Here is a 16,832-nt window from a genome sequence, read left to right as displayed (position 1 = left end):
CGCGCACCTCGCCCGCCAGGTCGAACGTGTGTTCGATTCTACCGGATGGACGCGGTTCACCCATGCAGCCGCGAGTCTAGGCTCGACCACCGACATTCGAACCCCGTCACCGAGGCGACCGCCGGATCAGCGCGGGGAGGAGCATCCCCACGAGCGCTACCAGCGCAAGTCCCGAGACGACCGCGAGGACCGGCTCGCCCGTTCCTCCGCCGAACACCAGAAGCAGGACGGCGGCCGCCTGGACCGGCACCTGGATGAGCACGAAACGGCGCAGCGACGGCAGGAGCACCGCGGGTTGCAGCCGCGCCGCGGCCGGAACCACGAGCATCCACGCGGCGATGAGATGCAGGGCGTGCGCCCCGGCGATCAGCGCGAGCAGCCGCGGACTCGCCGTGCCCGGTTCGATCAGGGACGACAGCACCAGCACGCCGAGGAGCACCCACGCGGTGAGCCAGCGCGGTCGCCAGACGGCCACGCCGACGAGGAGGGTCGCGATCGCCGACCACGGCCCGCCCGGAACCCCCACCAGGACCAGCGGAAGGGCGATCGCGACGAAGAGAACGCGCAGCGACCAGCCCGGAACGGTGGCGACGTCGAGGACCGGCGGTCCCCCGAACTCCGGACGCGCGCTCATCGCCGCGCCCTCGCCGAGGCCCGTGCCGGCGCCGAGGCCAGCGCGCGTAGGGCGCCCTGCCGAGCAGCCGCATCCTCCCACGCGAGCAGCTCGACGCCCCCGGCCTGCAGCTGGTCGAGCCGGAGGCGCCGCTCCAGTTCGATCGTCCTCAGCGCCAGGAGGTCGCGTGTGGACAGGTCGCGCGCATCCCGAGCAGGGAGGACATCCACGGCGATCACCCGGTGCCCCGCCGCCCGCCAGGTGAGCGCGAGCGTCAGCGCCTGGTCGTCGAGAAAGGTCGAGAGCATCACGGCCAGAGAACCCGGCGAAAGCCGCGGCGCCCGGACGCGATGGTAGGCCCTGTTGTCCGCTGCGGTCAGCTCGATCGCCCGGAGCACGCGCTCCCGATGACGGGCGCCCGCACGCGGAGGGAGGACGCGCCTCGACTGGCCCAGATCGTCGAACCCGACCCGGTCGCCGGCCGCCGCATACGCCACGGCGAGGGAGGACGCCGCCTCGCGCGCCAGATCGAGCGAGGAGACGGCCGGCCGCGGGTAGGCGCGGGACCAGTCGGCCACGACGGCGCTGAGATCGTCGCGGGCGTCGACGACGAGGTGCACGGCGGCGTCCGAAGTCGCGGTGGTGCGGCGCACGTACAGCTCCCCCGCCCGCCCGGCACGCGCGGTGGCCCGCCAGTCGATGCGACGCAGCCGGTCACCCGGATGGAACTCGTCGATGTCGCGGAACTCGCCGCCCTCGCCCGGTCGCGTCGAGATGTGCTGGCCGGTCAGTCCGAGAAGACGGCTCGGGAGGGGGATGCTGCGGATCGGCACGGTACCCGGGCGCACCACGCGCTCCACCGCCGCCTCCTCCCCCGGCTCTCCGGCCCAGACCGCGTCCGCCCCGACCGCTCGCACCTCCACGGAGGCGACCCGCTGCCGTCCGGAGTGCACGACGGGGACCTCGCTGCCGAGTTTCGCCGCCGCACGCGGCGTGAGCACCGCATCCACCGGGGCAGCCGTCCCGAGCGTCAACCGCACCTGCAGGGCGTCGGGATGCTGTGCCGCGGTCGCCCGCACCTCGACCGTCAGCGCGTCGACGCCGCGGTCGCTGTGCACGGCGCCGTCCGCGGCGACCTCGGCGGCCACCGTGACCGCGTCGCCCGCTGCGGGATCCTCACGGACACGGCCGGGGCGGCGATCCCACGCCAAGGCGGCCGCGAGGAGGAGTGGCGCGCCGACCAGGGCCGGCTCCAGCCGCGACATCACGAAACCCGCGACGACCCCGATGGCGCCGACGACGACGGCTGCGGCGAGAGCGGGGCTGAGCATCCACGCGGTCCGTGTCGTCGTGCTCGTGCGGAGTGTCATCGTCGTGCCTGGTGCGCCGGCCGCAGCCTTACCCGTCGTGAGCTCATCGGTCGCCGGCCCACCGGTCGCTGGCTCATCGCGCGGCCGTCTCGCCGCCGGCACGCTGCGTCGCCCCGACGGCGGGCGGCCCGGGCACCGTGTTGACCACCTCGGTCACGATCTCCTCGGCGCGCACCCCGCTGGTCCACGCCTGAACGGTCAGCGTGAGGCGGTGCGCCAGCACCGGGACGGCGACCGCTTTGACGTCGTCGGGGATGACGAAGTCGCGTCCGGCGAGCACGGCCAGCGCCCGCGCGACCAGCAGCAGGCCCTGCGAGCCGCGTGGGGAGGCGCCCACGTCGACCGACTTGTGACGACGGGTCGCCGCGGCCAGCCGGACGCAGTACTCCGCGATGTCGGGATCGACATCCACCGCCTCCACGCCCGCCTGCATCGCGGCGAGCGTCTCCGCGTCGATCACCGGCTCCACCGTCGCCACCTCGTGCCGCCGGGCGACACGCGCCAGCAGCACCCGCGCCTCCCCCGCCTCGTCGGGGTAGCCGACACTGAGCCGCACCATGAACCGGTCGAGCTGAGCCTCCGGCAGCGCGTAGGTGCCCTCGGACTCGATCGGGTTCGCCGTCGCGACGACGTGGAAGGGCGACGGCAGTGGGAAACTGCGGCCCTCGACCGACACCTGCCCCTCCGCCATCGCCTCCAGCAGCGCCGACTGGGTCTTAGGCGAGGTGCGGTTGATCTCGTCCGCCAGGAACAGCCCGGTGAACACCGGCCCCGGCCGGAACTCGAAGTCGGAGGTGCTCGGCACGTACACGAACGAACCCGTGATGTCCGACGGGAGCAGGTCGGGCGTGCACTGCAGGCGGCGGAAGTCGAGACCGACGGCCGCGGCGATGCTGCGCGCTGCGAGCGTCTTGCCGAGACCGGGGACGTCCTCGAACAGCACGTGACCGCCCGCGAGGATGGTCGCGAACGCGATCCGCAGGGGGTCCCGCATCCCCACGACGACGCTCCCCACCCGGTCGAGGACCTCGGCGCCGAGACGCGCCACGTCGGCGAGGGGAAGGGGCGATGCGGATGTGGTGTGGGGGTCAGCGGGCACGGGGCGTCTCCTCAGGGGTCGGGGCGGTGGGACGGGTCGGGGCGGTGTGGCGGGTCGATGCTCGGGGACGGGTCGGGACGGTAGCGCCGGCCGGGGCGTCATCGCGGACGAGCGCCTCCAGGCGGTCGAGGGCAGCGGCTACCTGCGCCGTGCGTGGCGGCTGGACCGCCGACCCTCGCCGCAGCAGCGCGAGCAGGTCGGAGCCCAGGAGCGCCGCCAGGTGCGCGTCGGCGGACCGGTCCTCCAGGTCGAGCCCGCGCAACTGCAGGGCGCGTTCGGCGACCAGGCGAAGGGCGCGGATCCCTTCGGGCGATGCGCGGCCGCCGCGCGAGCTGAGGGACCAGCCCAGCTGGACGACATCCCGTCGGGCACCCGGCCGCGGGGGCGGCGGCGGCATCGGCCAGCTCAGGTCGACCGCCTCCCCGAGCGCGGAGAGGCAGGAGGAGAAGGCGAAGACGACCGCTCCCAGCCCGATCGCGTGCGGGGCGTCCATCCCGAAGTACCAGGCCACAGCGCCGAGTGCGATGCCGAGCACGGCGCTGAGTATGAGGCGGCGCAGCATGCCGGACGGCAGCCGGCGGTGCGGGGTCATCGGCGACCTCCGCGCGGCTCGCTGCCCGCTCGCCGCGCGGAACTCGCACGGCCGCCGCCGTTCCAGGAGGCGCGGAGCGCGTCCACGGCAGCGCGAGCGGACGCGACGTCGTCCGGCGTGACCGGCGCGCTGCTGAAGCGCGCACGCTGGTACAGCGCAAGAAGGCGCCCGGCCGCATCCCGGTCGGCGGCGACGCGGGCGACCACCCTGGCGGCGAACTCGGCCGGAGTCTCGGCCGGGATCCGGCGCACTCCGGAGTCGGCAGCGCCCTCTTCGAGCCCGACCCAGGCGCGCTCGACGGCGTCGCGCGGCTCACGGGGTTCGGCGAGCACCTCCGCCGCGCGGTCGAGTCCGCGACGGACCTGCTCGGGCTCCGGTTCCGGATCCGGGTCGGAAGCCGACGGCGCGCTCGAGGCTTCGGCGCCGGTGACGACCCCCAGCGGCGGAAGCGGGGGCGGCGCATTCCTGCGGCGGCGCAGTCGCCAGATCAGGGCCAACGCGATGATGACGGCCAGAACGATAAGGGCCACGAGGATCCAGGAGAGGTCCAGCCGCACTTCGTGGATGGTCTGCTGCGGTTCCGGTGTGCCGCTCGTCTGCTGCCCCGGCTCGTCGGTGCGGACCGGTCCAGGCGGCAGGAACACGCGGGGGCCGCTGAACTGCGGTGCGCCCTGGAACGCCACCGCGATCAGCGCCACCGCGACCAGTGCGACGCAGACGGCGAGCGTCCACCGCCGCGGTCCCGTCGCCTTCGCTGCCACTCTGCCACCGTAGTCCGACTCGGGCCCGGGTCCGGCACCACGGACCCGGGCGTCTCAGCCCAGGTGCCCGGCCTTCTCCATCTGCCGCAGGTCGCGCTTCAGGTCGGAGAGCTCGTCGCGCAGCCGAGCCGCCAGCTCGAACTTCAGCTCACCGGCCGCGGCCAGCATCTGCTGGTTGAGGTCGGCGATGAGTCCCTCGAGCTCAGCGGCCCCCTGCGCGGCGATGCCGCCATTGCGCAGGTTCGGGGTCGGGCTCTTGCGCCTCTGGTCACGACCGGCCAGGATCCGCGCGGTGTCGGCCTCTTCGCGTGCCAGCACGTCGGTGATGTCGGCGATCCGCTTCCGGAGAGGCTGCGGATCGATGCCGTTCACACGGTTGTACTCGACCTGCTTCTCGCGCCGGCGATCCGTCTCTTCGATCGCGTTCTTCATCGAGTCGGTCAGTACGTCGGCGTACATGTGCACGGCACCCGAGACGTTACGCGCCGCTCGTCCGATGGTCTGGATGAGCGACGTCGACGACCGCAGGAAGCCCTCCTTGTCGGCGTCGAGGATCGCGACCAGCGATACCTCTGGGAGGTCGAGGCCTTCTCGCAGCAGGTTGATGCCGACAAGGACGTCGTAGACGCCCGCGCGCAGTTCGGTGAGGAGTTCGACGCGGCGGAGCGTGTCGACATCCGAGTGCAGGTACCGGACCTTCACCCCCGCCTCCGCGAGGAAGTCGGTGAGCTCCTCAGCCATCTTCTTGGTCAGGGTGGTGACCAGGATGCGCTCGTCGCGCTCGACGCGCACCCGGATCTCTTCGAGCAGGTCGTCGATCTGGCCCTTGGTCGGCTTGACGACGATCTCGGGGTCGATGAGGCCGGTCGGGCGGATGATCTGCTCCACCACGCCGTCCGCGATGCCGAGCTCGTACTTGCCGGGCGTCGCGGACAGGTAGACCGTCTGGCCGACGCGATCCTTGAACTCGTTCCACTTCAGCGGCCGGTTGTCGAGCGCGCTCGGCAGACGGAACCCGTGCTCCACAAGGGTGCGCTTGCGCGACGCGTCGCCCTCGTACATCGCGCCGATCTGCGGCACAGTGACGTGCGACTCGTCGATGACCACGAGGAAGTCGTCCGGGAAGTAGTCGAGCAGGCAGTTCGGCGCCTCGCCCGGCTGGCGACCGTCGATGTGCCGCGAGTAGTTCTCGATCCCGGAGCAGAAGCCGATCTGCTCCATCATCTCCAGGTCGAACTGGGTGCGCATGCGGAGGCGCTGTGCTTCGAGCAGCTTGCCTTCGCGCTCCAGCTCCTGCAGTCGCTCGTGCAGCTCCTCCTGGATGGTGACGATCGCACGCTGCATCGTCGCCGGGCTGGCGGCGTAATGGGTCGCCGGGAACACCGACACCGCATCCATCGTCTGCAGCACGTCGCCCGTCAGCGGGTGCAGCGAGTACAGCGCCTCGATCTCGTCGCCGAAAAGCTCGATCCGGACCGCGTGCTCCTCGTACATCGGGATGATCTCGATCGTGTCGCCCCGCACGCGGAACTTGCCGCGCGAGAAGTCGACGTCGTTGCGCTCGTACTGCATGCCGACGAAACGACGGATGAGCGCATCGCGCCCCACGTTCTGGCCCACCTGCAGCGCGACCATCGCCTCGAGGTACTCCTCCGCCGCACCGAGACCGTAGATGCAGGACACGGTGGACACCACGACGACGTCACGACGGCTCAGCAGGGAGTTCGTGGTCGAGTGGCGCAGCCTCTCCACCTCGGAGTTGATCGAGGAGTCCTTCTCGATGAAGGTGTCGGTCTGCGGGACGTACGCCTCGGGCTGGTAGTAGTCGTAGTACGAGACGAAGTACTCGACCGCGTTGTTGGGCAGCAGCTCGCGGAACTCGTTGGCGAGCTGAGCCGCGAGGGTCTTGTTATGCGCCAGCACCAGCGTGGGCCGCTGCACCTGCTCGATGAGCCACGCCGTGGTCGCCGACTTGCCGGTACCGGTCGCGCCCAGGAGGACCACATCCGTCTCGCCTGCGTTGATGCGGCCCGCGAGCTCTGCGATCGCCTGCGGCTGGTCGCCGCTGGGGCTGTATTCGCTGACGACCTCGAAGGGACGGACGGCGCGCGTGGGAAGCATGCTTCTAGTTTAGGAACGACCACCGACACTCGGTCCGGCTCTCGCTCACAGCGGAACGCGCGGGGTCAGGCCCCGGCGCGCAGTTCGTCCCAGAGGGCGTCGACCTGCGCAACTGTCTGCTCCAGAGTGCCGCCGGTGTCGATCACGACGTCGGCCACCGCGAGCCGCTCCTCGTCGGTCGCCTGCGAGCGGATGCGGCGCTCGGCCTCGGCCGGGTCCATCCCGCGGAGGCGCACCAGCCGATCGATGCGCGTCCGCTCGTCGGCGTGCGCGACGACCACACGGTCGAACGGATACTCGTTGGCCGACTCGACCAGCAGCGGCACGTCGTAGACGACGATCGCCTCAGGGTCGGCCTCGGCGGCGGCGCGGAACCGTGCGGTCGACGCGGCGAGCACAGCCGGATGCGTGATCCCGTTCAGCGCCTTCAGCGCCTCCGCGTCGCCGAAGACGATCGCTCCGAGCGCCGGACGGTTAAGGCTCCCGTCGGCCGCGATCACGCCGTCGCCGAACCGTTCGGCGATCTGCGCGAGCGCCGGCCTGCCGGGCTCCACCACCTCGCGAGCGATGCGGTCGGCATCCACCACGACGGCGCCGTGCGAGGCGAGCCGGGAGGCGATGGTCGATTTGCCGGAGGCGATCCCGCCCGTGAGTCCGATCAGCTGCACCCCACCAGCCTAGCCACGACGCGATTCCGCCCGGAAACGCCGAAACGGCCGGCCCCGAAGGACCGGCCGTCTCAGAGAGAGGATGCTCAGGAGTTGGAGCTGAGCTTCTCGCGCAGAGCCGCGAGCGACTCGTCGTCGGCGAGCGTTCCGCCACCGGCCGAGTCGGAGGTGTAGGTCGAGGTACCGCTGTCGGCAGCAGCCTCCTCGAGCCCCTTCGCGACCTGGCGCTTGTGCGCCTCCCAGCGCGCCTGGGCGGCAGCGTACTGCTGCTCCCACTCGTCGCGCTGCGTCTCGAAGCCTTCCTTCCACTCGTTGGTCTCCGGGTCGAAGCCCTCCGGGTACTTGTAGTTGCCCTGGTCGTCGTACTCGGTGACCATGCCGTAGAGCGCCGGGTCGAACTCGGTGCCCTCGGGGTCGACACCCTCGTTCGCCTGCTTCAGCGAGAGGGAGATGCGGCGACGCTCGAGGTCGATGTCGATGACCTTGACGAACACCTCGTCGCCCACCGAGACGACCTGCTCGGCCAGCTCGACGTGCTTGCCGGACAGCTCGGAGATGTGGACGAGGCCCTCGATGCCGTCCGCGACGCGGACGAACGCACCGAACGGAACCAGCTTCGTGACCTTGCCCGGTGCGACCTGACCGATCGCGTGGGTGCGGGCGAAGACCTGCCACGGGTCCTCCTGCGTCGCCTTGAGCGACAGCGAGACGCGCTCGCGGTCGAGGTCGACCTCGAGGATCTCGACGGTGACCTCCTGGCCCACCTCGACGACCTCGGAGGCGTGCTCGATGTGCTTCCAGGAGAGCTCCGACACGTGGACGAGACCGTCGACGCCGCCGAGGTCGACGAACGCACCGAAGTTGACGATCGACGAGACGACGCCCTTGCGGACCTGGCCCTTGTGCAGGTTGTTGAGGAACGTGGTGCGGGACTCCGACTGGGTCTGCTCCAGCAGCGCGCGGCGCGAGAGCACCACGTTGTTGCGGTTCTTGTCGAGCTCGAGGATCTTGGCCTCGATCTCCTGACCCAGGTACGGGGTGAGATCGCGGACGCGACGCAGCTCGATGAGCGAAGCCGGCAGGAAGCCGCGGAGGCCGATGTCGACGATCAGGCCGCCCTTGACGACCTCGATCACCGTACCGGTGACCACGCCGTCGGCTTCCTTGATCTTCTCCACGTCGCCCCACGCGCGCTCGTACTGCGCACGCTTCTTGGACAGGATGAGGCGGCCTTCCTTGTCCTCCTTCTGGAGAACGAGGGCCTCGACGGTGTCGCCGACCTCGACGACCTCGCTGGGGTCGACGTCGTGCTTGATGGAAAGCTCGCGGGAGGGGATGACGCCCTCCGTCTTGTAACCGACGTCGAGGAGGACCTCGTCGCGGTCGATCTTGACGACGGTGCCTTCGATGAGGTCTCCGTCGTTGAAGAACTTCAGCGTCTTTTCGACCGCGGCAAGAAAGTCCTCAGCAGATCCGATGTCGTTGACGGCGACCTGCTTGGGTGCCTTGTCGGTCGTTGCGGTTGTCATGTAGTGGGTGCTCCGTAATGGACAGGAATCAGGCCGGTCGCGATGATGATCATGTAGTTTTCCGCGAACGGCAGGCGGATAGGGATGTCACACAAGTGACGTTCTAGTCTACCGGGCTGCGGACGCGTCCAGCAAGCCGCGGTCGGTCAGGATGTCGCGGAGCGCCGTCGCGAGCTCCGGGTAGGCGAATTCGTAGCCCGCGTCGAGCAGCCGTTCGGGCGCGACCCAGCGGCTCTTCAGCACCAGCTCGGTCTCAGTGCGGATCGCGATCGAGCCGAGTTCGAGCATCCACCGATACGCCGGAAGTCCGACCGGGCGCCCGAGGAGTCGCCGAAGCTCCGCCATCAGCGTGCGGTTATCTGTGGGATGCGGCGCCGCCACGTTCACCGGACCATCGAGGTCGGGGCGCGCCCGCAGGAACTCGATCGATCCGAGCACGTCGGCGATGTGCACCCAGCTGAACCGCTGGGTGCCGCCGCGCGCGCGGAACTCGTGGAAGGTCCCCGCGTTGCGGCGGCCGGCCGTGGCGAACCAGCGGCCGTCGACCTGGGGTCCGCCGAGCCCGAAGCGCACGAGGTTCACCAGCGGGGTGAGGGCGCTGCCGTCGCCGAGGACGATCGCCATGCGCAGAGCGACGCGCCGAGTGTCCGGCAGGTTGCCCTCGAAGAGCTCGCGCTCCCACGCCTTGGCCACCTCCACCGAGAATCCGGTGCCGAGCTCACCGGTCGACTCGGTCATCGGCCGGTCTTCGGCGTGACGGTAGATCGTCGCGGTGGAGGCGTTGAACCAGACGGGCGGCGGAGCGTCGCTTGAGGCGATCGCTTCGCGCACCGCGCGGGTCGTCATGAGCCGCGATCGGAAGATCTCGGCCCGGTTCGCGTCGCTGTACCGGCAGTTGACGCTCTTGCCGGCCAGATTGATGACGGCATCGGCGCCGGTGACGGCCTCCCGGAGCCCGATTGCGTCGTCCCAGCGCACGCCGGGCCCGTTCCGGCCGACGACGACGACCTCTGCGCCGACGCTGCGGTAATGCTGCTCAAGGTACTGGCCGACGAAACCGGACGCCCCCGCGATGACGATGCGCTCGCTCACTCCGACCACTCCTCCTGTTCGTTGACGATCTCGTAACGGAACCGGCCCGCGTACTGGTAGACCCGGCCGATGACGGGCGCCCTCACCGTGATGGAAACCCGCTGCTGCCCGGACTCCTCGTCCCAGCGCTCCGTCAACACGACGACGGGAGCGAATGGACGCGGGACGCGCACCCGCCTTCCCGCCAGGATCAGCCACACGACGGTGGACCGGAGCCGGAGCCCACCGTCGCTCACGCTCGCGGCGAACCGGGCCTCCGTCCTCACCGGGCCGCCGAGGCGGTCGACCAGGTGAGGACCGTCGATGCGACCTGAGTCCACCCCGATCGCATCCACCATCGTCGCGGTGCGGCTCCGAAGGTCGAACACCCGCGTCGCGAGCACGACCGGCGAACCGTCCGGCCGACGGCCGGGACGGTTCTCGACCGTGAACGGCACCTGCCGCTCCCACACCGGGAACATGACGTGCGAGCGTGCGAACACCGCGAGTACGGGCCACAGCCACCGCCGCGGCGTGCCGACCGTGTCGAACACGCCCGCGCCTCGCCCCACCGCGCCGGCCGGGATGGCGTCGAAGTACGCCCGCAGTCGCGGATGCAGCTCGTCGAACGCCGCGCCCAGCACGGCGCGGTACGGGGAGGTCACCGAGGGGATGTCGTGGCTGCTCAGTCGAGCAGCGCTGCCTTGAGCGTGTCGAGGCCGACACCGCCGATGTCGAGCGCCTTCTTGTGGAACGCCTTGATGTCGAAGGCGGCCCCTTCCCGGCGGGCGTACTCGTCGCGAAGCTGCTCCCAGATGCGCTGGCCGATCTTGTACGACGGCGCCTGGCCCGGCCAGCCGAGATAACGGTTCACCTCGAACCGGACGAAGCTGTCGTTCATGTTGACGTTCTCGCGCAGGAACGGGAAGGCGTCCTCCCCCGTCCACGGCCGCGAGCCGTCCGGGAGCGGCTTCTCCAGGTGCACGCCGATGTCGAGCACCACGCGAGCGGCGCGCATCCGCTGGCCGTCGAGCATCCCGAGCCGGTCGGCCGGGTCGTCGAGGTAACCGAGCTGCTCCATGAGGCGCTCTGCGTACAGGGCCCACCCTTCGGCGTGACCCGAGGTGCCGGCGATCCGGCGCCAGGAGTTGAGCTGCGCCTTGTTGTAGGTGGCCTGCGCGATCTGCAGGTGGTGGCCGGGAACGCCCTCGTGGTAGACGGTGGTCAGCTCGCGCCAGGTGTCGAACTCCGTCACGCCCTCGGGGACGCTCCACCACATGCGGCCTGCGCGCGAGAAGTCGTCGCTCGGACCCGTGTAGTAGATGCCGCCCTCCTGCGTCGGGGCGATCATGCACTCGAGGCGACGGATCTCGGCCGGGATGTCGAAGTGCGACTTACCGAGCTCTTCGATCGCGCGGTCGCTGGTCTCCTGCATCCACCGCTGGAGGGCGTCGGTGCCATGCAGCTTGCGGCTGGGGTCGCCGTCGAGGAACTCGATCGCCTCGAGCACGCTCGCGCCCGGCTTGATCTCGCGCGCGATCGACTCCTGCTCCGCACGCATCCGGGCGAGCTCTTCGATGCCCCACTCGTACGTCTCGTCGAGGTCGACGGTCGCGCCGAGGAAGTCGCGCGACGCCAGCGCGTAGAGCTCCCGGCCGACCGCATCCTTCTCCGGTGCGTGCGGAGCCAGTTCGTTCTCGAAGAACTCGGCCAGCGTGGCGTACGCCTGGGCGGAATCCTGCGCTCCGCTCGCGAGGTCGCTCTTCAGCGACTCGGGAAGCTCGCCGTTCAGCGGCCGCGCCTCCTGCGTGAACTCGAAGAAGAAGCCCGTGTCGGCGACCTGCTTGCGCGCCTGGGCGAGCACCTCCCGCACCTGGCGGATCGCGGGGACGTTGCCGGCCGCGATCCCGCTCCGCAGCGTCTCGATGTAGCCGTTCATCGCGGCGGGAAGGTTGTGAAGGCGCTTGGCGACATTGGCCCAGTCGTCTTCGGTATCCGTCGGCACCAGGTCGAAGATGTCACGCAGCTCCTGCGGGGGCGACGCGATCACGTTGAGGTCGCGCTGTGCAAAGCCGGCGTCGTGCTTTTCGATGTGGAGCTGAAGCTCACGGGCGAGGTCCATCTTGGTGATGCGGTCGATCTCGTCGACCGGCTCGGCCGCTTCGATGCGGCTGAGCGTCTCCTTCACCTTGGCCGTCGCGTTCTCGGCACCGGCCGGCGAGTAGTCGGCGTATTCGCCCTCACGCCCCGGTCGGCCGAGCCACACGTGGTACTCGGGGTACAACTCCAGCTGGGTGTCGACCCACTCGTCGGCGATCGTGTCGACCGGAGTGGGTTCGCGCTTCTGATCGTTGGTCATGCTTCGACCCTATCGACCAACGCCTCGGCGGCACACGATCGAATTGCGACTGTGGACAAGTCGCCACGACGACGCGTTGTGGACAGGCGAACCGCGGCGGCGAATGGTGAGTTGGCGCGGCTGAACGTCAGTGTGCGGCCGCGTCCCAGTTCGAGCCGCGGCCCACCTGCACGTCGAGCGGCACACGGAGGTCGGCAGCGCCCGCCATGCGCGCGCGCACGATCGACTCCAGCGCATCCCACTCGCCGGACGCCACCTCGAAGATGAGCTCGTCGTGTACCTGGAGCAGCATCCGCGACTGAAGCCGCTGATCGATGATGTCGCCGGCGATGCCCAGCATCGCGACCTTCATGATGTCGGCCGCCGAGCCCTGGATGGGCGCGTTGAGCGCCTGGCGCTCCGCGTTCTCGCGCAGGACGCGGTTGGTCGACGTGAGGTCGGCGAACGGACGCCGACGGCCGAAGATGGTCTCCGTGAAGCCGTCCACGCGCGCCTGCTCGACGACGTTCCGCAGGTAGTCGCGCACCGCGCCGAACCGCTCGAAGTAGTCCGTCATCAGCTGCCGCGCCTCCGAGGTCTCGATGCGCAGCTGCTTCGACAGTCCGAACGCACTCAGGCCGTAGGCGAGTCCATACGACATCGCCTTGACCTTCGTGCGCATGGCGGAGGTGACTTCCGCGGGGTCGACGCCGAAGACGCGCGAGCCCACGAACCGGTGGAGGTCCTCCCCCGCGTTGAACGCCTCGATCAGGCCCGGATCCTCGGACAGGTGAGCCATGATCCGCATCTCGATCTGCGAGTAGTCGGCAGTGAGGAGCGTCTCGAATCCCTCGCCGTGCCGGAACGCGGAGCGGATCTCGCGGCCCTCCTCGGTGCGGATCGGGATGTTCTGCAGGTTCGGGTCGTTCGAGGAGATGCGGCCCGTGCTCGTGCCGGTCTGGTCGTAGGTCGTGTGGATGCGCCCATCCGTCTCGACCGAGCGCTCCAGCGTCTCGATGATCTGCTTCAGCTTGGTCGCGTCGCGGTGCTGCAGCAGCAGCCCGAGGAACGGATGCGGATTCTTCTCCTGCAGGTCGGCGAGCGAGCCGGCGTCGGTCGAGTACCCGGTCTTCGTGGCGCGGGTCTTGGGCATCCCCAGCTCTTCGAAGAGTACCTGCTGCAGCTGCTTGGGCGAACCGAGGTTGATCTCGTGGCCGATCTGCGCGTAGGCCTGAGCCGCGTAGTCGTTGGCTTTGTCGGTGAGCTGTCCGCGGAGGCGTGCCAGCACCTCCGCATCCATCGAGACGCCGTTCAGCTCCATCTCGGCGAGCACCGCCACCAGCGGCAGCTCGATGTCGTCGAGCACCGCGCGGGTTCCTTCGTCGAGCGCGATCATCTGGCCCTCGGCGACCCGGCGGATGTACCAGGCCTCGGTCGCGGGACTCACGGCATCGTTGATCGGGACGAGCTGATTCGGGTCGGAGACCGGCAGGGTCTCCCCGAGCACCTCGTACACCTGCTCCGCGAGCGACTGCGGGGCGGCGCCGGGCTTGACGAGCCACGAGGCGATCCGCGTGTCGAAGGCGAGGCCGTCGACCACGAAACCGGCGCGGCTGAGGGATTTGAACTGCGGCTTGGCGTGGAAGAAGTACTTCGGCGCGCTGCTGGCGAGCCATTCCTCCAGGGCCTCGTAGTCTTTGCGACCCGCCACCCAGGGCACGTACACGCTGTCATCGCCCGTGGCGAGGCCGAACCCGGTGATCCCGGCCGGGCCGACCTCCAGCTGGACGGCGACGGCCGCGCCGTCGGCAGACGCTTTCGACAGCCAGTTCGCGAGCTCTTCGTCGACCATCGTGCGCACGGCTGGGGCGCTGACGGCTCCCGCGTCGCCGACCTCGGCGACGCTGAGGACGCCGTCGAGCATCCCCTCTTCTGCCGCCGTCTTCATCAGACGGTCGAGCAGGGTCTTGAACTGCAGCCGCGCGAAGATGTCACGCACCGCGTTCTCGTTGAGCGGCTTGCGCTCGAGGTCGTCGAGGGCGATAGGCAGCTCGACGTCGTCGAGCAACTGATTGAGGCGGCGGTTGCGGAGGGCGTTCTCCTTCTGGTCGCGCAGGTTCTGACCGACGACGCCCTTGATCTCGTCGGCGTGCGCCACGATGTTCTCGACCGTGCCGTACTGCTGCACCCACTTCACGGCGGTCTTCTCGCCGACCTTGTCGATGCCGATCAGGTTGTCGCTGGTCTCACCGACGAGCGCCGCGATCTCCGGGTACTGGTGCGGATCGATCCCGTACTTCTCGCGCACGGCCGCCGGGTCGTACACCTTGAGCTCGGAGACGCCGCGGACGTTCGGGTAGAGCAACGTGACGTCGTCGTTGACGAGCTGGATGGTGTCGCGGTCACCCGACACCAGCAGCACCTTGTAGCCCTCGTCGACACCGCGCTTGGCGAGGGTGGCGAGGATGTCGTCGGCCTCGTAGTCCTCCTTGGCGATGGTGGTGACGTTCATCGCGTGGAGCGCCTCTTCGAGCAGCGGCACCTGGCCGGCGAACTCCGACGGCGTCTCGCCACGGGTGCCCTTGTACTCCGGGTACTCGCGCGTGCGGAACGAGTAGCGGGAGATATCGAACGCGACAGCCAGGTGGGTCGGCTTCTGCTGCTGGAGCAGGTTGATGAACATGGCGATGAAGCCGTGGATCGCATTCGTGTGCTGACCCTCGCGGTTCACGAAACTGTCCACCGGAAGTGCGTAGAAGGCCCGGAAAGCGAGCGAATGGCCGTCGATCACGAGGAGGGTAGGCTTTTCGGAGTCTGACACCAGGCAAGCCTACAAGGGGCCGGTGACACCGCAGACGACGCTCAGAGAGGCCGAGGATGACCGGAGACGCGCTCGCGTTCGTGCAGGAGAGAGGTCTCGGCCGTCTGGCCGAGAAGATGGGCATCGAGATGCTCGAATTCACCGTGGAGCGGGCCGTCGCACGCATGCCGGTGGAGGGGAACACCCAGCCCGCCGACCTGCTGCACGGCGGCGCGTATGTCGTCCTCGGCGAGTCCCTCGGCTCGATGTCGGCGAACCTCTACGCCGGCGAGGGACGCCTGGCTGTCGGGATCGAGATCAACGCCTCGCACACCCGTTCGGCGACGAGCGGCTACGTGACGGGAGTGTGCACGCCCATCCACCTGGGACGGACGCTGACCACGCACGAGATCGCCGTGACCGACGACCAGGGCCGCCGCTGCTCAACGATCCGCATCACGAACCTGATCAAGGACCTCTAACACGCCAACAGCTCCTGACTTTTTCGGCCGAATCGCCGCGGCGAGGTCGAAAAACTCAGGAGCTGTTAGCTGGGGACGCTGGGGACGCGCTACTTCTTCGGCGCGAGCTGGTCGATGATCGCCTGGGCGACGTCGTGCATGGTGAGGCGGCGGTCCATCGACGCCTTCTGGATCCAGCGGAACGCCTCCGGCTCGGACAGGCCCATCTTCTCGTTCAGCAGGCCCTTCGCGCGGTCGACGAGCTTGCGGGTCTCGAAGCGCTGCACCATGTCGGAGACCTCGGCCTCGAGCGCGATGATCTGCTGGTAGCGCGCCAGCGCGATCTCGATCGCGGGCAGCAGGTCGTTGGGCGTGAACGGCTTCACCACGTAGGCGAGGGCGCCGGCCTCGGTCGCACGCTCGACGAGCTCCTTCTGGCTGAAGGCGGTCAGCAGCACGACGGGGGCGATGTGGTCCTTCGAGAGCCGCTCGGCCGCCGAGATGCCGTCGAGCTGGGGCATCTTGACGTCCATGATCACCAGGTCGGGACGCAGCTCGGTCGCCAGGGCGACAGCCGTCTCGCCGTCTCCGGCCTCGCCGACGACCTCGAAACCGTTGTCGCGCAGGATCTCGACGATGTCGAGGCGGATGAGCGATTCGTCCTCCGCCACGACGACGCGGCGGGGTGCGGTGGAAGAGGTCTCCTGGTCAGTCACGGTCAAAAGCCTACGGTATTCTTCAGGGGTTGTTGTGCGCCGCTGTGGCGGAATGGCAGACGCGGAGCACTCAAAATGCTTTGTCCGAAAGGGCGTGTGGGTTCGAATCCCACCAGCGGCACGACCTCAGATCCGGGCACCGACGATCGTCGCGGCGAAGCGCCTGGCGCGCTCGGCGAGACCGGTAATCCGGTCTTCCACGACCTGGTCGACGTCGAATCCGACGTACGACGGCGGGGGCGTGCGCCGCACGTTCGCGCTGCACTCGAAGGCGCCGCAGACCAGTGTTCCGACCGTGTCCCCATTGCGGCCAGCCTGACCCGCCCGCCGGGCCGACCAGAACCAGACGTCGTTGGTGAGGTGCACATCCTGGCACCATCCGCACATCGACGGCACATGCGAGCGCATCGACGCTTCAGACGCGCGCAGCACGATGCCGACGGGGCCATCGGCCGTCGGGATGACGACGTAGCCGCGCTGAGGCAGCTTCGGGTCGCGCCAGCCGAGGTACTCGCGGCGGGCCCAATCCACCTCGTGCAGTCCCGGTGGAAGCGGAAGCTCCTCGGCTTCGCTGCGGGAGCAGTTGACGAACGACTCGCGGATCTGCTGCGGACTCAGGATCTCCATGCGCACCTCCTCCCTCCATGCTCGCACAGGATCGGCGTGTCACCGCTTGACCCTGCCCCTGTGGTC

The 16,832-nt window shown here is 69.4% G+C and carries 15 protein-coding genes and 1 tRNA gene; 2 read left to right on the top strand and 14 right to left on the bottom strand.

Features of this window, described 5'->3' with window-relative positions; genetic code table 11:
• Positions 1–106 precede the first annotated feature (106 nt).
• The 12 genes from AB4Z18_RS07760 to polA form a co-directional block, all read right to left on the bottom strand.
• Complete coding sequence (locus tag AB4Z18_RS07760; protein WP_441782107.1) at positions 107–634, bottom strand: hypothetical protein; 528 nt, start codon at positions 632–634, stop codon at positions 107–109.
• Positions 631–1,983: a DUF58 domain-containing protein gene (locus tag AB4Z18_RS07755; protein ID WP_441782106.1), complete on the bottom strand. Its 1,353-nt coding sequence runs from the start codon at positions 1,981–1,983 to the stop codon at positions 631–633. Before AB4Z18_RS07755 ends, AB4Z18_RS07760 begins: the two co-directional genes overlap by 4 nt.
• Before the next feature lie 73 nt (positions 1,984–2,056).
• Positions 2,057–3,082, bottom strand: coding sequence for an AAA family ATPase (locus AB4Z18_RS07750; RefSeq protein ID WP_441782105.1), 1,026 nt, complete (start codon positions 3,080–3,082; stop codon positions 2,057–2,059).
• Positions 3,072–3,674, bottom strand: coding sequence for a hypothetical protein (locus AB4Z18_RS07745; protein ID WP_441782104.1), 603 nt, complete (start codon positions 3,672–3,674; stop codon positions 3,072–3,074). The genes AB4Z18_RS07750 and AB4Z18_RS07745 overlap by 11 nt, the downstream gene beginning before the upstream one ends.
• Complete coding sequence (locus AB4Z18_RS07740; RefSeq protein ID WP_441782103.1) at positions 3,671–4,435, bottom strand: DUF4129 domain-containing protein; 765 nt, start codon at positions 4,433–4,435, stop codon at positions 3,671–3,673. The genes AB4Z18_RS07745 and AB4Z18_RS07740 overlap by 4 nt, the downstream gene beginning before the upstream one ends.
• Positions 4,436–4,489: 54 nt before the next feature.
• The gene (gene uvrB / locus AB4Z18_RS07735) at positions 4,490–6,556 is read right to left on the bottom strand and encodes an excinuclease ABC subunit UvrB (RefSeq protein ID WP_441782102.1); all 2,067 of its coding nucleotides are present in this window, start codon (positions 6,554–6,556) and stop codon (positions 4,490–4,492) included.
• Positions 6,557–6,621: 65 nt separating this feature from the next.
• Positions 6,622–7,224 (bottom strand): dephospho-CoA kinase, encoded by a 603-nt coding sequence (coaE, locus tag AB4Z18_RS07730; RefSeq protein ID WP_441782101.1) that lies wholly within the window; start codon positions 7,222–7,224, stop codon positions 6,622–6,624.
• Between the two features lie 86 nt (positions 7,225–7,310).
• A complete protein-coding gene (rpsA, locus tag AB4Z18_RS07725) occupies positions 7,311–8,753 on the bottom strand; it encodes a 30S ribosomal protein S1 (RefSeq protein WP_441782100.1) in 1,443 nt (480 codons plus the stop codon).
• A 108-nt stretch (positions 8,754–8,861) separates the two neighbouring features.
• Positions 8,862–9,845, bottom strand: coding sequence for an epimerase (locus AB4Z18_RS07720; RefSeq protein ID WP_441782099.1), 984 nt, complete (start codon positions 9,843–9,845; stop codon positions 8,862–8,864).
• Positions 9,842–10,489: a DUF4166 domain-containing protein gene (locus tag AB4Z18_RS07715; protein WP_441782098.1), complete on the bottom strand. Its 648-nt coding sequence runs from the start codon at positions 10,487–10,489 to the stop codon at positions 9,842–9,844. The genes AB4Z18_RS07720 and AB4Z18_RS07715 overlap by 4 nt, the downstream gene beginning before the upstream one ends.
• Before the next feature lie 20 nt (positions 10,490–10,509).
• Positions 10,510–12,183: a DUF885 domain-containing protein gene (locus tag AB4Z18_RS07710; protein WP_441782097.1), complete on the bottom strand. Its 1,674-nt coding sequence runs from the start codon at positions 12,181–12,183 to the stop codon at positions 10,510–10,512.
• 127 nt (positions 12,184–12,310) lie between these two features.
• The gene (gene polA, locus AB4Z18_RS07705; RefSeq protein WP_441782096.1) at positions 12,311–14,983 is read right to left on the bottom strand and encodes a DNA polymerase I; all 2,673 of its coding nucleotides are present in this window, start codon (positions 14,981–14,983) and stop codon (positions 12,311–12,313) included.
• A gap of 56 nt (positions 14,984–15,039) precedes the next feature.
• Here polA and AB4Z18_RS07700 point away from each other — a divergent pair, with 56 nt between their 5' ends.
• Complete coding sequence (locus AB4Z18_RS07700) at positions 15,040–15,444, top strand: hotdog fold thioesterase (protein WP_441782095.1); 405 nt, start codon at positions 15,040–15,042, stop codon at positions 15,442–15,444.
• Positions 15,445–15,533: 89 nt separating this feature from the next.
• Here AB4Z18_RS07700 and AB4Z18_RS07695 read toward each other — a convergent pair whose 3' ends face one another.
• Positions 15,534–16,139: an ANTAR domain-containing response regulator gene (locus AB4Z18_RS07695; RefSeq protein WP_441782094.1), complete on the bottom strand. Its 606-nt coding sequence runs from the start codon at positions 16,137–16,139 to the stop codon at positions 15,534–15,536.
• 38 nt (positions 16,140–16,177) lie between these two features.
• Here AB4Z18_RS07695 and AB4Z18_RS07690 point away from each other — a divergent pair.
• Positions 16,178–16,260, top strand: a tRNA-Leu gene (locus AB4Z18_RS07690).
• Between the two features lie 5 nt (positions 16,261–16,265).
• On the opposite strand, the gene AB4Z18_RS07685 is transcribed toward AB4Z18_RS07690, so the two are convergent.
• Positions 16,266–16,766: an FBP domain-containing protein gene (locus AB4Z18_RS07685; RefSeq protein WP_441782093.1), complete on the bottom strand. Its 501-nt coding sequence runs from the start codon at positions 16,764–16,766 to the stop codon at positions 16,266–16,268.
• Positions 16,767–16,832: the final 66 nt, after the last annotated feature.

The sequence above is a fragment of the Leifsonia sp. 2TAF2 genome (assembly GCF_052115085.1).
In the GTDB taxonomy this organism is placed as follows: domain Bacteria; phylum Actinomycetota; class Actinomycetes; order Actinomycetales; family Microbacteriaceae; genus Leifsonia.
Note: the sequence above shows the minus strand (reverse complement) of the source record. Positions and strands in the feature narration are given on the sequence as shown.

Bases quoted from the DNA above. Each gene is read 5' to 3' on its own strand.
- AB4Z18_RS07760 (WP_441782107.1), bottom strand. From the start codon at position 634: ATGAGCGCGCGTCCGGAGTTCGGGGGACCGCCGGTCCTCGACGTCGCC.
- AB4Z18_RS07755 (WP_441782106.1), bottom strand. From the start codon at position 1,983: ATGACACTCCGCACGAGCACGACGACACGGACCGCGTGGATGCTCAGC.
- AB4Z18_RS07745 (WP_441782104.1), bottom strand. From the start codon at position 3,674: ATGACCCCGCACCGCCGGCTGCCGTCCGGCATGCTGCGCCGCCTCATA.
- uvrB (WP_441782102.1), bottom strand. From the start codon at position 6,556: ATGCTTCCCACGCGCGCCGTCCGTCCCTTCGAGGTCGTCAGCGAATAC.
- rpsA (WP_441782100.1), bottom strand. From the start codon at position 8,753: ATGACAACCGCAACGACCGACAAGGCACCCAAGCAGGTCGCCGTCAAC.
- AB4Z18_RS07710 (WP_441782097.1), bottom strand. From the start codon at position 12,183: ATGACCAACGATCAGAAGCGCGAACCCACTCCGGTCGACACGATCGCC.
- AB4Z18_RS07700 (WP_441782095.1), top strand. From the start codon at position 15,040: ATGACCGGAGACGCGCTCGCGTTCGTGCAGGAGAGAGGTCTCGGCCGT.
- AB4Z18_RS07685 (WP_441782093.1), bottom strand. From the start codon at position 16,766: ATGGAGATCCTGAGTCCGCAGCAGATCCGCGAGTCGTTCGTCAACTGC.